The sequence below is a fragment of the Variovorax stachyos genome (assembly GCF_051400855.1).
Lineage (GTDB): Bacteria > Pseudomonadota > Gammaproteobacteria > Burkholderiales > Burkholderiaceae_C > Variovorax.
This window is the reverse complement of sequence record NZ_JBLFFN010000006.1, coordinates 301,999-316,497: the sequence shown is the minus strand read 5'-3', so window position 1 is coordinate 316,497 and position 14,499 is coordinate 301,999. Positions and strand designations below refer to the sequence as shown.

Annotated in this window: 11 protein-coding genes; 6 read left to right on the top strand and 5 right to left on the bottom strand. The window is 69.2% G+C overall.

Annotated elements, in window-relative coordinates:
* The first annotated feature begins 90 nt into the window (after positions 1-90).
* On the top strand, positions 91-4,680 hold the full coding sequence (locus ACMGEZ_RS13985; RefSeq protein WP_436822878.1) for a PAS domain S-box protein: 4,590 nt from the start codon (positions 91-93) through the stop codon (positions 4,678-4,680).
* 29 nt (positions 4,681-4,709) lie between these two features.
* Here ACMGEZ_RS13985 and ACMGEZ_RS13980 read toward each other — a convergent pair whose 3' ends face one another.
* The 3 genes from ACMGEZ_RS13980 to ACMGEZ_RS13970 form a co-directional block, all read right to left on the bottom strand.
* Positions 4,710-5,087 (bottom strand): CBS domain-containing protein, encoded by a 378-nt coding sequence (locus tag ACMGEZ_RS13980; RefSeq protein ID WP_436822877.1) that lies wholly within the window; start codon positions 5,085-5,087, stop codon positions 4,710-4,712.
* A gap of 92 nt (positions 5,088-5,179) precedes the next feature.
* Positions 5,180-6,568, bottom strand: coding sequence for a sigma-54-dependent transcriptional regulator (locus tag ACMGEZ_RS13975; RefSeq protein ID WP_436822876.1), 1,389 nt, complete (start codon positions 6,566-6,568; stop codon positions 5,180-5,182).
* 96 nt (positions 6,569-6,664) lie between these two features.
* Complete coding sequence (locus ACMGEZ_RS13970) at positions 6,665-7,057, bottom strand: histidine kinase dimerization/phospho-acceptor domain-containing protein (RefSeq protein WP_436822875.1); 393 nt, start codon at positions 7,055-7,057, stop codon at positions 6,665-6,667.
* A 176-nt stretch (positions 7,058-7,233) separates the two neighbouring features.
* Between ACMGEZ_RS13970 and rpoN the strand changes: the two genes are divergently transcribed.
* The gene (gene rpoN / locus ACMGEZ_RS13965; RefSeq protein ID WP_436822874.1) at positions 7,234-8,619 is read left to right on the top strand and encodes an RNA polymerase factor sigma-54; all 1,386 of its coding nucleotides are present in this window, start codon (positions 7,234-7,236) and stop codon (positions 8,617-8,619) included.
* Positions 8,620-8,650: 31 nt separating this feature from the next.
* Here the strand turns inward: rpoN and ACMGEZ_RS13960 are convergent, their stop codons facing one another.
* Complete coding sequence (locus ACMGEZ_RS13960; RefSeq protein ID WP_436822873.1) at positions 8,651-9,220, bottom strand: DUF4142 domain-containing protein; 570 nt, start codon at positions 9,218-9,220, stop codon at positions 8,651-8,653.
* Between the two features lie 213 nt (positions 9,221-9,433).
* On the opposite strand from ACMGEZ_RS13960, the gene ACMGEZ_RS13955 reads away from it, so the two are divergent.
* The 4 genes from ACMGEZ_RS13955 to ACMGEZ_RS13940 all read left to right on the top strand — a co-directional run bounded on the left by ACMGEZ_RS13955 (position 9,434) and on the right by ACMGEZ_RS13940 (position 13,390).
* Positions 9,434-10,357 (top strand): manganese catalase family protein, encoded by a 924-nt coding sequence (locus ACMGEZ_RS13955; RefSeq protein WP_436822872.1) that lies wholly within the window; start codon positions 9,434-9,436, stop codon positions 10,355-10,357.
* A 185-nt stretch (positions 10,358-10,542) separates the two neighbouring features.
* Positions 10,543-10,755, top strand: a complete 213-nt coding sequence (locus tag ACMGEZ_RS13950; protein WP_436822871.1) for a KGG domain-containing protein — start codon at positions 10,543-10,545, stop codon at positions 10,753-10,755.
* 63 nt (positions 10,756-10,818) lie between these two features.
* The gene (locus ACMGEZ_RS13945) at positions 10,819-11,931 is read left to right on the top strand and encodes a polysaccharide pyruvyl transferase family protein (RefSeq protein WP_436822870.1); all 1,113 of its coding nucleotides are present in this window, start codon (positions 10,819-10,821) and stop codon (positions 11,929-11,931) included.
* 73 nt (positions 11,932-12,004) lie between these two features.
* Positions 12,005-13,390: a Coenzyme F420 hydrogenase/dehydrogenase, beta subunit C-terminal domain gene (locus tag ACMGEZ_RS13940; protein ID WP_436822869.1), complete on the top strand. Its 1,386-nt coding sequence runs from the start codon at positions 12,005-12,007 to the stop codon at positions 13,388-13,390.
* A gap of 56 nt (positions 13,391-13,446) precedes the next feature.
* On the opposite strand, the gene ACMGEZ_RS13935 is transcribed toward ACMGEZ_RS13940, so the two are convergent.
* Entirely contained in the window at positions 13,447-14,472 is a 1,026-nt protein-coding gene (locus ACMGEZ_RS13935) for a uroporphyrinogen decarboxylase family protein (RefSeq protein ID WP_436822868.1), read from the bottom strand.
* Between the last annotated feature and the right edge of the window lie 27 nt (positions 14,473-14,499).

The window sequence follows — 14,499 nt, the reverse complement described above, 5'->3', positions numbered from 1 at the left end:
CGTACCGGCAGCCTGGCTCCCGCCTCGCATAATCGAACATCGACCTGAGTCGCCCGCCCAGCATGGCCCAGGCCCCACGGACTGCGAGCCATGAACGACTTCAAGCCTGACCACTTCGAGGAAGAGCATCCCGAGCTGCTCGACAACGTCGTCCCGACGCGGGGCTACCAGTTGACGCCGCTCGTCGGGCTCGGTGGCTCGGCCGGCGCGATCCAGGCACTGCAGGCCTTCCTGCACAGCGTGCCGCCCGAAAGCGGCCTCGCCTTCGTGGTCGTCCTGCACCTGGCGGCCGAGCGCGAAAGCATCCTGGCCGAGATCCTCCAGCGCGCCACCCCGATGCGTGTAATGCAGGTGCAGGAGACCAGCAAGGTCGTGCCCAACACGGTCTACGTCATCCCGCCGGGCAAGGCCATCAAGTCGGCCAACGGCTATCTGCGACTGACCGAGCTGGAGTCGCAGCCCGGTCGCCGCATGGCCGTCGACTACTTTTTCCGCGCCCTGGCGGACAGCCACGGGCCGCATTCGGCGGCCATCGTGCTGTCCGGCGGCGACGGCGACGGGGCCATCGGCATCAAGCGCGTCAAGGAGCGCGGCGGGCTCACGATCGCGCAGGACCCGAACGAGGCAGAGCATGCCAGCATGCCGGATGCGGCCATCGCGACCGGCATGGTCGACTGGGTGCTGCCGGTGTCGCACATGGCGGCCCGCCTGCTGGACTACTACAAGATCGAGAAGACGCTGCGGCTGCCGCCGGAGGAGGGCGCGCAGCCGGCCAGCGAGCCGCCGGCCAATTCCGACGAGGCCATCCTGCGCGAGATCCTCAATTTCCTGCGCGCGCGCACCGGGCGGGATTTCTCCTATTACAAGCGCGCCACCATCGTGCGCCGGATCGGCCGCCGCATGCAGGTCAACGGCGTCGACGACCTTCCGGCGTACCTGAACTGCATACGCACCCGTTCCGGCGAAGCCGGTGCGCTGCTGCAGGACCTGCTCATCAGCGTCACCAACTTCTTCCGCGACGCCGAATGCTTCGAGGCGCTCGCGTCGCACATCCCCGAGCTGTTCGTCGGCAAGGGGCCGAACGACACGGTGCGCGCCTGGGTGACGGCCTGCGCCACCGGCGAGGAGGCCTACTCGGTCGCCATGCTCCTGGCCGAGCACGCGCGCACGCTCGACGTGCCGCCCACCATCCAGGTGTTCGCCAGCGACCTGGACGAGCACGCGGTGCAGGCCGCGCGCGAGGGGGTCTACCCCGCCGCGATCGAGGCCGATGTCTCCCCGGAGCGCCTGCGCCGCTTCTTCGTGAAGGAGCGCGACGCCTATCGCGTGCGGCGTGAGCTGCGCGAGACGGTGCTGTTCGCGACGCACGACCTGCTCAAGGACTCGCCCTTCTCGCGCCTGGACCTGATCACCTGCCGCAACCTGCTGATCTACCTGGACCCGCCGGCCCAGGCGCGGGTGTTCGACGTGTTGCACTTCGCGCTGCTGCCGGGCGGGCGGCTGTTCCTCGGCACCTCCGAATCGGTGGACGAAGGAAGCCGGTATTTCACCGTGCTCGACAAGAGGCACCGCATCTACGCACACCGCGCCGTGCCGCGCGCCGCCGTGCCGGTCCAGAGCGGGCCCAGCACCCTGGCCCTGGCGCTGGACCTCCGGCACGCGGGGGCGGAAGCGCCGGTCATCGCCGGCCAGGCGTTCGAGCAGCAGAACCTGATCGCCGAACGCCGCGGGAACGCCCCGGCCACCCGGGGCAGCTCCTGGGGAGAGCTGCACCTGAAGCTGCTGGAGCACCTGGGGCCGCCGTCGGTGCTGATCGACGCCGAGCACGACATCGTGCACCTGTCCGCCAGCGCGGCGCAGCTGCTGCAGCATGCGGCGGGCGACCCGACCCGCAACCTGCTGCGGCTGGTCCCCTCGGCGCTGCGCATCGAGCTGCGCACGGCGCTGCTGCGGGCCACGCAGAGCGGCGAAGCCGTCGAGACGCCCAAGGTGCAAGTGCCGGTCGGCGGCGAGAACCGTGCGCTCACCATGCGATTGGTCCCGATCAAGGATGGCCACCATGAAATGACCCTGGTGCTCTTCGACATCGAAGCCCCCGGCGCAGCGCTCTCGCCCGCGCCGGCGTCCGAGGCGCACCCGCACTCGCCGCTCGTCACCCAGCTCGACCGGGAGCTGGAGCGCATGCGCATGCACCTGCGCGACACCGTCGAGCAGTACGAGACCTCCACGGAGGAGCTGAAGGCCAGCAACGAGGAGCTGCAGGCCATCAACGAGGAGCTGCGCTCGGCCACCGAGGAACTGGAGACCAGCCGGGAAGAACTGCAGTCCATCAACGAGGAACTGATCACCGTCAACCACGAGCTCAAGACCAAGGTCGACGAGCTCGCGCATGCCAACAGCGACATGCAGAACCTGATGGACGCCACGGCGATCGCCACCATCTTCCTGGACCGCGAGCTCTGCATCACCCGCTACACGCCCATGGCGGTGCGGCTGTTCAGCCTGATCCCGGGCGACCTGGGCCGGCCCCTGAGCGACCTGATGCCCAAGCTGCAGTACCCCGAGCTCGGCGCCGATGCGCAGCAGGTGCTCGAGCGGCTCGCGCCCATCGAGCGCGAAGTGGGGCGCCCGGACGGCAGCTGGTTCCTGGCGCGGCTGTCGCCCTACCGGGCGGCCGAGGACCGCATCGCCGGCGTCGTGCTCTCCTTCATCGACATCAGCGAACGCAAGAAGGCCGAGCAGGTGAGCCAGTGGCTGTCGGCCGTGGTCGCCTCCTCGATGGACGCCATCATCAGCTTCTCGCTGGAGGGCAAGATCCTGAGCTGGAACGCCGGCGCCCGCCGCGTGTTCGGCTATTCCGCGGAAGAAGCCGTCGGCCAGCCGCTCGACCTGCTGGCCGGCGAGGAAGGCGACGCGGAGCGCCTGCTCCAGCGGATCGCCGAGGGGCAGGGCATCGAAGCCCTGGAAACGGTGCAGCGCGCCAAGGACGGCAGCGCCATCCACGTGTCGCTCACGGTGTCTCCGGTCCGCGACGCCGATGGCGCCGTGGCCGGGGGCACCGCCACGGTGCGCGACATCGGCGAGGCCAGGGAGGCGGCGGAAGCGCTGCGCGGCAGCGAGGAACGGTTGCGCCTGGTGGTGGAGAACGCGCGCGACTACGCGATCTTCTCCACCGACCTCGAACGCACCATCACCAGCTGGAACAAGGGCGCCGAGCAACTGCTTGGCTTCACCGAGGCCGAGGCGCTGGGGCGGCTGGCCGACATGATCTTCACCGAGGAGGACCGGCGCGCCGGAGCGCCGGTGCAGGAAGCACATACCGCGTTGACCGACGGGAGAGCCGCCGACGAGCGCTTCCACCTGCGCAAGGACGGCAGCCGCTTCTGGGGCAGCGGCACGATGATGCGCATGCAGGACAGCTCCGGCGCCGCCGTCGGCTTCGTGAAGATCCTGCGCGACCAGACACAGGCCCGCGAAGCGCAGGCGGCGCTCAAGCGCAGCGAGGCCGAGCTGACGAATGCACTGCAGGAGAACGAGGCCGCGCGCACCCGGCTGGAGGAGGCCGACGCCGCCAAGGACCGCTTCCTGGCCGTGCTCTCGCACGAGCTGCGCAACCCGCTGGCCGCCGTGACCAGCGCCGCCGCCCTGCTGACCGAGGAATCCACCACGCCGCCGCAGCGCGCGCAGGCGGCACAGATCGTGAGGCGGCAATCCCGCACCATGAAGGTCCTGCTCGACGACCTGCTGGACGTGTCGCGCCTGACCGTGGGCCAGCTCGAGCTGCACCTGCAGGACGTGACGCTGTGCAGCGTCGTCGAAGCCGCGCTCGAGACGGCCGAGCCGCTGCTGAAGGCCGCGCAGCACCGGCTCGTGACCCGCGTGCCGGACCAGCCGGTCTACGTGCGCGTCGATCCGCTGCGCATCGCGCAGGTCATCGTCAACCTGCTGACCAACGCGGCCAAGTACACAGCGCCGGGCGGCGAGGTGTCGCTGCAGGTGGAACCGGGTGACGGCGAGGTGGTGATCCTCGTGGGCGACAACGGCATCGGCATGACGCCCGAGACGATCGGCCGCGTCTTCGATCTCTATGCCCAAGGGCCGGCCGCGGCGCACCGCAACAACGACGGCCTGGGCGTGGGGCTGGCGCTGGTGCGCAACATCGTCAAGCTGCACGGCGGCCAGGTGGAGGCCGAAAGCGAGGGCCCGGGGAAGGGCAGCTGTTTCCGCGTGCGGCTGCCGCTCGGCAGCGCGCCGGCCGCCGCGTCGTCACGGCCGCCGGCAGCGGCCCCCGTCCAGCTCGGCAGGACACGGGTGCTGATCGTCGATGACAACGAGGACGCCGCGTGGACCCTGTCCATGCTGCTGAAAGCCGGGGGGCACGAGACGACGGTCGCCGCGAGCGGCGCGGAAGCCCTGGTCGCCGCCGGGTCCGCGATGCCCGACGTGGCCGTGCTGGATATCGGCATGCCGGGCATGAACGGCATCGAACTGGCCGAGCGGCTGCGCGCGATGCCCTCGGGCAAGGAGCTGGTCGTGATCGCGCTTACCGGCTGGGGCAGCAAGACGGAAGGCATGAATCTGCTGGAGCGTGGCTTCGACCTGCATCTGAGCAAGCCGATCGAGGCGGATCGGCTGCTCGCCGCGATGGCGCAGTTGCTGCAGGAACGGGACGCGGCGTAGGGAAGTCGGGACACCCGTCCCGGCCGGCGCTACCAGGCGTGAACCTCGCTCGGCTCCCCCAGCAACAGCATTCCCACCAGCCGCCGCCGGTGGTCGACCACCGGCAGGCGGCGTACCCGCGCATGGCGCATCCGGCCGACCACGTCGTCAACGGACTCGTCCTCGTAGCAGCACAGCAGCTCGGCGCTCATCAGGTAGCCCAGCGGCGTATGGGCCGGCGGCAGCCCGCGGGCAACGCCGCGAACCGTGATGTCGCGGTCGCTGACCATGCCTACCAGCCGGCCGGCATCGCAGACCGGGATCACGGCCACGCCGAGCTCGGCCATCAGCTGGGCGGCGGCCTGGGCGGTATCTCGCGGCGACATCGCGCGGACGCCGCGCGTCATGTGGTCGGAGACTGTCGTCATGAAATGCTTTCGGTTCGAGTAAGGATGCGCAACGGTGCGCGTCCCCTGCCCGCGGACCGGCAAGCGGCATGCCCGGTTCGTTCCCGCCTTCTTCAGAGCCGGTATTCCTTCAGCCGGTTGTAGAGCGTCTTCATGCTGATGCCCAGAAGCGCCGCGGTGCGCTCCTTGTTCTGGCCACAGTACTCGAAGGTCGCCAGGATGAGCTGCCGCTCCACCTCCGCCAGCGGCGTCCCCACCCTGATGCTGAGCTCCCGGTGGCCGCCCCCCGGCTGCCCGGGCGGCGGCTCGGCACTTGGCCGCTGGGGTGGCCTTGCCGCTTCCGGGCCGGGCAGCTTCGGCAGCCATTCGCCGTCGATCTCCGAGCCCGCCGCCATGACCCACGCGCGCTGCACGGCATTGCGCAGCTCCCTTACGTTGCCCGGCCAGGGATAGGCCTTGAGCCGCTCCATGGCCTCGGGCGTGAAGCGCTTGGTCGTCTGCTCCTGGCGCTGCAGGTCGTCGAGGAAGCTGCGGGCCAGCAGCGGGATGTCGTCGGCACGCTCCCGCAGGGGCGGCAGCGAGATCGGGAACACGTTCAGCCGGTACAGCAGGTCTTCGCGCAGCCCGCCACGCATCACGGCCTCCGCGGCATCGCGGTTGGTGGCCGCGATGATGCGCACGTCGGTCTGCTGCAGCTGCGTGGAGCCCACGCGCATGAAGGTGCCGTTCTCCAGCACCCGCAGCAGCTTCACCTGCAGGTTCAGCGGCATCTCGGTCACCTCGTCGAGGAACAGGGTGCCGCCATGCGCCCGCTCGAAGAAGCCCTGGTGCTGGCGTTCCGCGCCGGTAAAGCTGCCGCGCTCGTGGCCGAAGATCTCGCTTTCGATCAGGTGCGGCGAAATTGCACCGCAATTGACGGCAAGAAAGGGCTGCTCGCGCCGCCGGCTGAGGTCGTGCACCGCCTTGGCCACCAGCTCCTTGCCGGTGCCGCTCTCGCCGTGGATGAAGACGCTGACCGCCGTCTCCGCGACCCGCGCGATCTGGCGATAGATGCTCTGCATGGCCTCCGAGGCGCCGATCAGCGGGCCGAAGCGGCCCGTCTCGCGCCAGTGCTCGGTGATCTCCGCCAGCTCCGCGCGCAGCTTGGACGGGCGGATGAGCCGCGACAGCAGGCCCTTGAGGTGCTGCGGATTGACGGGCTTCACCAGGTAGTCGGCCGCGCCTAGCCGCAGCGCCCGGATGGAGGTCTCCAGGCTGGCCTGGCCGGTCATGAGCACCACCTCGGTATCGGACAGCAGCCCGGCATCTTCGAACAGGTCGAGCCCGTTGCCGTCGGGCAGGTGCAGGTCCAGCAGGAGCAGGTCGGGCTGCTGCATCGCAAGATAGCGGCGCGCATCGCTCAGCGCCCTGGCGATGGACACGGAATGACCCTCGCGCTTGACCAGCATGGCCAACATGCGACCGGAGTCCTCGTCGTCTTCAACGATGAGCGCGTGTCCCAACTTGCTATCTCCTCTTGCCCTGCACTTTCCGTGAACGTGAATGCCACGAAAGGCTGAACCCGGATTGAATCATGGCGCGTACGCTGCCCATGCGGTCTACGCCTGACTGCTGAGCCGCTGTGCGGCTTTGCGCAGGGATTCTGTCAGCGCGGTCATACGGCCAAGCTGTCTTGCGATGACCTGCCGGGCCTGCGCCTGGAGTTCAGGGTCGTCACCGGATGTTTCGAGGAGTTGCAGCGCTGCCGCCGCCGCCCCGATCGGCGTGCGGAATGCGTGGTCGAGGCGGCTGGCTTCCTCCGCATGGGCCGCGAGTGCCTGGCGCAGCGCTTGCAGCTCGGCCTCGGTTTCGGGGTCGATCTCGGGCTTGGCCGCGATGTGGTCCTCGACACGCGCCGCGCGTCCGAAGACGGCGGCGGCGACGGCCGCTCCAAGGCCAAGCACCGCGAAGGATGCGGTACGGGCCGCGGAGGCGAAGGCTGTCTGTTTCATGCTGCGAGTGTCGGACAAAGCGGCGCGGGCCAGGGGCCGGATTACATCGCAAGAGTTACAGCAAAGGATGCTGCTGGAAACCCGCCCCTTGCCAAAATGAAAACAAAAGAACTCTAAAAGGCTGGGTTCTGCCCTGGCACGGGTGTTGCGCAACTCGCGGCCCCACAAGGAAGACCATGAGCTCCATCGCCCTGCAGGTCCGCCCCATCCAGACCCTGGCTTTTTCCCCACGGCTGCAGCAGGCGGTCCGCTTGCTGCAGCTCTCCGCGCTCGACTATGCGCAGGCCCTGCACGAGGCCGCCGATGCCAATCCCTTTCTGGAACTGGAAGAGCCGACGGGCCCGGATTCGGCCGGCTTCGAAGGCGCCGAGTGGTCTTCGCAGGCGGCCCTCGACCGGCTGAGCGCCGGCCCGGCCTCGCTAGGCGGGGGCCTGTCGCACGAGGAGAGCGCCGACGCGCTGCAGCGCATCCCGGCGGCGGTGTCGCTGCACGAGCACCTGCACGCGCAACTGGGCGTGCTCAGGCTCGACGCGCAGGAGCGCCTGCTGGCTGCTGCGGTGGTCGAGTCCTTGGACGACGACGGCTACCTGCGGATCTCGCTCGAGGAGATCGGCGCATTGGTCGGCGATCCCGGCGAGGATCTCATGCCCGCGCTGAAAGCGGCGCTCACCCGCGTGCAGTCGCTGGACCCCGCGGGCGTCGCTGCACGCAGCGTGTCCGAGTGCCTGCTGCTGCAACTGGGCGCCATCGACGACGCGCCCCTGCGCGAGCTGGTGCGCGGCATCGTCGCGGACCACCTCGAGGACCTGGCCGCCCGCAACTGGCAGCGCATCGCCCTCGCGCTGGGCGAGCCGGTGGCGCGGATCAAGCTCGCGGCCGAGCGCATCCGCAAGCTCGACGCCCGCCCGGGCTGGCGGCTCGATGCGCAGGCGCCGACTTTCGTCACGCCCGACGTGATCGTGCGCAAGCGGCACGGCGTGTGGACGGCCGTGCTCAACGAAGCCACCGTTCCGCGGGTGAAGCTCCATCATGCCTACGCCCGCATGTTCGAGCAGCAGAGTGCCACGGCGAGCCCGGAGCTGCGCGGCTGCCTCGAGAACGCCCGCTGGACGGTACAGAACGTGGGGCAGCGCGTGTCCACCATTCGCGACGTCGCGCAGGCCATCGTCACCAAGCAGAAGCTCTTCTTCGACTACGGCCCCCTGGCGATGAAGCCGCTGGGGTTGCGCGAGATCGCCGACGCGGTGGGCGTGCACCCCTCCACCGTCTCGCGCGCCGTTCACCACAAGTACATGGCGACGCCGGCCGGCGTCTTCGAGCTGAGGTACTTCTTCTCGCGCGGAATGCAGCACGCCCACCGCGGCGCGAGCGCGCCGACGGCGCTGCGGCAACTCGTGGGTGAACTCATCGCGGCGGAGCCGAGCGGAGCGCCGCTGAGCGATGCCGAACTCGCGCGCCGCCTGACGGACCAGGGCTTCCGCATCGCGCGGCGCACGGTGACCAAGTACCGCCAGGCGCTGCGCATCGACCCGGTCGAGCTGCGCGCCGCGGCGCGGGCCTGAAGCGCCGGCGCCCGGCCGCGCAGGGGCCGCATCACTTCTTCGTCATCTTCTCGGCGTGCGCCAGGTGCTCCTCGACCACGGGGAGCATCTTCCCGGCCAGCGCCTTCAGGTCGCCGTCCTTGGCACTGGCCTGGGTCTTCTGCAGCAGTTCGCGCGTCTTGCGGTGGTCCCCGACGCCCATCTGCGACATGTACTGACGGTCGAAGCGTGCGCCGTCCATGGTCTGCAGCGCCTTCAGCGCGGCCTTGTGCTTCGTGTCGGGCTCGCTCGGCAGCGTCATGGCCTTGACCTGGGCCAGTTGCTGGACATCCTTCAGCGCCGCCGAATGGTCGTCCACCATCATCTGGGCGAACTTCCTGACCTCGCCGTCCTGCGACTTCTCCAGAGCCAGCTTGCCGGTGGCGATCTCCGCCATGTTGGCCTGCGCGATGTCGCGCAGCATGTTCCGGTCGGCCCGCTGGAGCTTGCCGGCGGGCGACAGGGCGCCGGGCGCGACCGTGACGCGGGTGGTGTCGCTCTGCATTTGTGCGGGCACGCCGCCGATCGCGGCACAAAGAACGCCGGCCACCGCAAGCGTCCGCAGGATCCCGGTTTGCGTCATCTCGATCTCCTTCGAAACGAGTGAGGGGGCCGGGGCAGCGCGGCACGCGGCGTGCCCGACGGGGCCGACGTGAACTCATCAATGAAAAGAGACAGGAGCGCACCCGGGGGGCCTACACGGATGGGCCGGGGGCCGACGCAGATTGCACTCCCGCGGCACCAAGGCCGTCCGGTCCACCGTCCAGTCCAACCCCTCACTTCGAAGGATGCCTCCATGTTCTCTCACAACAAGCGACTTCAATACACCGTGCGCGTGAGCGAGTGCAATCCCGGCCTCGCCAACCTCATGCTCGAGCAGTTCGGCGGGCCCCAGGGCGAGCTCGCCGCCGCCATGCGCTACTTCACCCAGGCCGTCGGCGAGGACGATCCGGGCCGCAAGGACATGCTGTTCGACATCGCCACCGAGGAGCTCAGCCACCTCGAGGTGATCGGCACCATCGTCGGCATGCTCAACAAGGGCGCCAAGGGCCAGCTCGCCGAGGCCGTCGAGACCGAGGCCGAGATGTACAGGCGCATCACCGGCGCGGGCAACGACAGCCACCTCACGCAGGTGCTCTATGGCGGCGGCCCGCCGCTGGTCAACTCCGCGGGCGTGCCCTGGACTGCCGCCTACATCGACACCATCGGCGAGCCGACGGCAGACCTGCGCTCCAACATCGCGGCGGAAGCGCGCGCCAAGATCGTCTACGAGCGGCTGATCGCCTGCACGGACGACGCCGGCGTGAAGGAGGCGCTGGGCTTCCTGATGACGCGCGAGATCGCGCACCAGAAGTCGTTCGAGAAGGCGCTCTATGCAATCACGCCGAACTTCCCGCCGGGCAAGCTGCCGGGCATGCCGGAGTTCACCGGCGTGTACTTCGACATGTCCAAGGGCAACGAGGTGCGCGGCCCCTGGAACCAGGGCCCGCGCTGGGATTACCGCAGCGACCCCGAATCGCAGATGGCGGTGGACGGCGGCAGCGGCGAACCCTCCGTCTCGCTGACCGCGGACGAGCAGGCAGCCTGCGACGACATGGCCCTGCGGACTACCTCGGATCCGGCCAGCGACCCGCCGACCGGTGCCGAGCTCGGCATGGCCCCGGACGACCCGGATGCGCCCGTGAAGGCGAAGAGCGCATCCACCCGCAAGCCGAAGTGAAGCGGAGGCCGCAAGAACTGCAGCAAGCCAGGTGAAGGAAAGAAGCGGGGTTCGCCACAAGCGCACCCCGGCTCTCTGCGAGGCACGAGGTCCTGAGGTGGCACGTCGTTTGCCATGGCGAAGGGGGCAGCATTGTTTGGCGTGCTGCTGCTTTCCTTCCTCTTGCTACCCAAAAAGGAGTCTTGATGGCTTTGAACGACGACGACGATATCCTGCGCGCAGCACGCGTGCGCCGGCGCGGCTTTGCGGGCATGGACCCTGCGCGCCAGCGCGACATTGCCCGAGAGGGCGGGCGTTCGGCGCATGAGAAAGGCACGGCACACGAGTTCAATTCGGCCGAAGCGCGCGCCGCGGGATTGAAGAGCCGCATCGGCCGAAGCAAGCGCGAGGAGCCCTGAAGGGCAGAAAAGGCCCTGGGGCGGCAGCGGCGCGCAGGCATGTGCATTGCCGCGGCCAGGGCCATGAAGATCGGGCTGCTCACCTTCCACCGCTGCATCAACTACGGCTCCTACTGGCAGGCGCGCTGCCTGCTGCAGGCGCTTCGAAGTCGCGGCCACGATGCCGTGCTGCTCGACCACCGATCCCGCAGCATCGACATGGCGGAGTGGCGCTGCGCACTCCGCCCGGCGTGCCCGGCGCGCTCCCATTCGGATCCCTCGGATCGCTCGCTCTACGCCAGCAAGACACGCCGCTTCTTCGACGCGCTTGCCGCGCTTCCCTCTTCGCCCGGCTTCGACCTGGACTCGCCTCGCGGAACGGACGGTTACGACCTGGTGATCGTCGGCAGCGACGAGGTCTGGAACCTGGACCACCCCTGGTACGGCAACTGTCCCTTGTTCTTCGGTGAGCGCGTGGGGGCTCGCCGGCTGGCCGCGTACGGTGCGAGCTTCGGCAACTATCCCGCGGGCAAGGGACTTCCACGCGCCTGGGCGGAGCGGCTCTCCAGCTTCGACCTGGTCTCGGTGCGCGACGGCAACTCGCAGGCCATCGTCGCCGGCGCGTTGGGGATCGAGCCCGAAGTCGTCCTCGACCCGTGCCTTCAGTTCCCCCTGGGTGCCGAACACCGCGAAGCGAACCGCACCGAGCAGGCCGATGCCTACGTGGCTGTGTATGGCCACAGCTTCAGCGGATGGTTCGCCAATGCCGTGCGGGACTGGGCCAGGCGCAGGGACCTCAGGCTGGTGAGCATCGGTTACCGCAATGCCTGGGCCGATGACAGCTGGATCTCGGCGGGGCCGGAGGACTTCAGGCATTTCATGGCCGGGGCGCGCGCGGTCGCGACCAACTTCTTCCACGGCTGCGTCTTCGCCCTGCGCGAGTGGAAGCCTTTCGTCTGCGAACGCTCGGCCTATCGCTCGATCAAGCTCGGCGAGCTGATGGCGCTGGCCGGGACCTCGGAGCACCTGGTCTGCGAGCAGAGTCCCTGGCAGACCTACGACGCTCGCCTGGACGAGCCGCTCTCGATCGACATCGCGCGACGGCTCGAGCAACGGCGTCGTGTGTCGGAGGCCTACCTGGACCGGGTCCTGCTGCAGGACAGCCCGCTCGAGGAAGAGCCGCGTTATGCGGCGTGATGCTGCCGAAGCGATGAGCCGCACGGCCGCTTTGAAGGCGAATGGCACCGCAGCCGAAGGCGAAGGTACTCCAGTGAGTCCGCGCGACATGCAGCGCGCGGGGCTCTGCGTGGGCTGCGGCGCCTGCGTCTCCCGCGCTCCCGCTGCCGGCGCAAGGATGATGCTGGATCGCCATGGCGAGCTGAAGCCCGCCGGGCCCGAAGCGTGGATTGCGAGCCGCTCGGCCGAGTTCGCGCGGCTTTGCCCCTTCTCGCCGTCGGCGGCGGACGAAACGACGATCGCGCAGGCGCTCTACCCCGATGCGCCGCAGGTCGATCCGATGGTCGGGCGCTTCGAGTCCGCCTACGTGGGCCATGCGGCGCAGGGGCAGTTCCGCGCCGAGGGCAGCTCAGGAGGGCTGGTGAGCTGGGTGGCGGCCGAGCTGTTGCGCGTCGGCCTGGTCGATGGCGTCGCGCACGTGGGCGAGGGCGATTCGCCCGGCGACGGCGAGCCCTTCTTCCGCTACCGCATCTCGCGCAGCCCCGAGGAGGTGTGCCGCGGCGCCAAGTCGCGCTACTACCCGGTCGAGATGTCCGGCGTGCTGTCGATGATCCGCGCCGTGCCGGGCCGCTATGCCGTGGTCGGCGTGCCCTGCTTCATCAAGGCCATCCAGCTGCTGCGCCGCGAGGACCCGGTCGTGCGCGAGCGGGTGGTCTTCACGCTGGGACTGTTCTGCGGCCACATGAAGAGTGCGCGCATGGTGGAGAGCTTCGCCCATCAGGCGGGCGTTCGGTTGGAAGACGTCCGGCAACTCGACTTTCGCGTGAAGGACCCGCAGCGGCCGGCCAACTGGTACACGGTCCAGTTCACGCTGCGAGACGGGCGCACGTTGCGGCATGACTGGTTCCACCTGGCCGAAGGCGACTGGGGCTCGGGCTTTTTCCAGAATGCCGCGTGCAACTACTGCGACGACGTGGTGGCGGAGACCGCCGACATTGCTTTCGGCGATGCGTGGGTGGAGCCTTACTCCAGCGACGGACGGGGCACGAACGTGATGGTGGTGCGATCGGCTCAGTTGCGCGAGCTGATCGATGGTGCCGTTGCGGAGCAGCGCCTGCGCCTGGAGAGCGTCGACGCGGCCTTCGTGCAGCGCACGCAGGCCGCGGGCTTTCGCCAGCGGCGCGAAGGGCTGGCCTACCGCCTGACCTGGCGGCGGCGAGGCCTTCGGCCGCGCAAGCGGGTGCCGCCTTCGGCTTCGTCGCTCGGATTGCGGCGCAAGCTCGTCTATCGGATGCGTGCAGCGATCACGATGTGGAGCCGCCGCCTGTATCGCCTTGCAACTTGGATCCGGTTGCCGGGCCTGTACCTGCGCTGGGCGAGGGCGGCGACTGCGCTCTACCACGCGCTCGCGTATTCGCGCGGATGGATCGGGCGAGTGCTGGACCGCTGCGGGCTGAAGGACGAGACGGTGAGGGAGTGAGCTCTTGTTCCCTTTCCCTGAGGGAGAGGGAACAAGTCCCGCGCGCGAGCGAGCTGCTATGCCGCGTGCTCTTCGCGCAGCACCTTTGCCGCCGCGACCATCGCCTGCAGCTTGCCAACCGCCGCGTCGCGCGGCAAGTACTTCATGCCGCAGTCCGGCGCCAGGATCACGTTCTCCGGCTTCACGTAGGGCAGGGCGCGCCGGATGCGATCGACGACGGCGCCGACCGATTCCACCTCCGGCGTCGACAAATCGATGCAGCCCACCATCACCCGCTTGCCGTCGAGCGCGGCCAGTGCCGAGCAGTCCAGGTGCGATTGCGCGGTCTCGATCGACACCTGCCTGCAGCTGCACTGCGCCAGCTCGGGCAAGAAGGAATAGCCGCTCGGCCGCTCGTGGATGATCGCCGCGTAGCCGAAGCAGATGTGCACCGCCGTCGTCCCGGTGATGCCATCGAGCGCGCGGTTCAGCGCCGCCAGCCCGTACTGCCGCGCCTTCTCCGGCCGCGCCTGCATGTAGGGCTCGTCGATCTGCACCACGTCCGCGCCGGCCGCGAAGAGATCGCGGATCTCCGCGTTCACCGCCTCCGCATAGTCCATGGCGGCCTCTTCCTCGGTCTTGTAGAAATCGTTCTGCGCCTGCTGCAGCATGGTGAAGGGGCCGGGCACGGTGATCTTCACCTGCCGGTCGGTGTGGGCGCGCAGGAACTTCAGGTCGTCCACCTCCACCGGGTTCCGGCGGCGGATGCGCCCGACGATGCGCGGCACCGGGTTCGGATGGCCGGAGCGGTCCAGCGCCGTGCCGGGGTTGTCCAGGTCCACGCCATCGAGCGCGGTCGCGAAGCGGTTCGAGTAGCTCTCGCGCCGGATCTCGCCGTCGCTCACGATGTCCAGGCCGGCCTCTTCCTGCGCGCGGATCGCGATGAGCGTCGCGTCGTTCTGCGCCTCCTCCAGGTACTGCGGCGGAATGCGCCACAGCTCGCGCGCGCGCACCCGCGGCGGGAAGCGGCCCGCCAGCTTGGCACGGTCGATCAGCCAGTCCGGCTGCGGAAAGCTGCCGACGATGGTGGTGGGGAACAGCATGGGCTTCTCCAGAAAAAGGAATTGAAC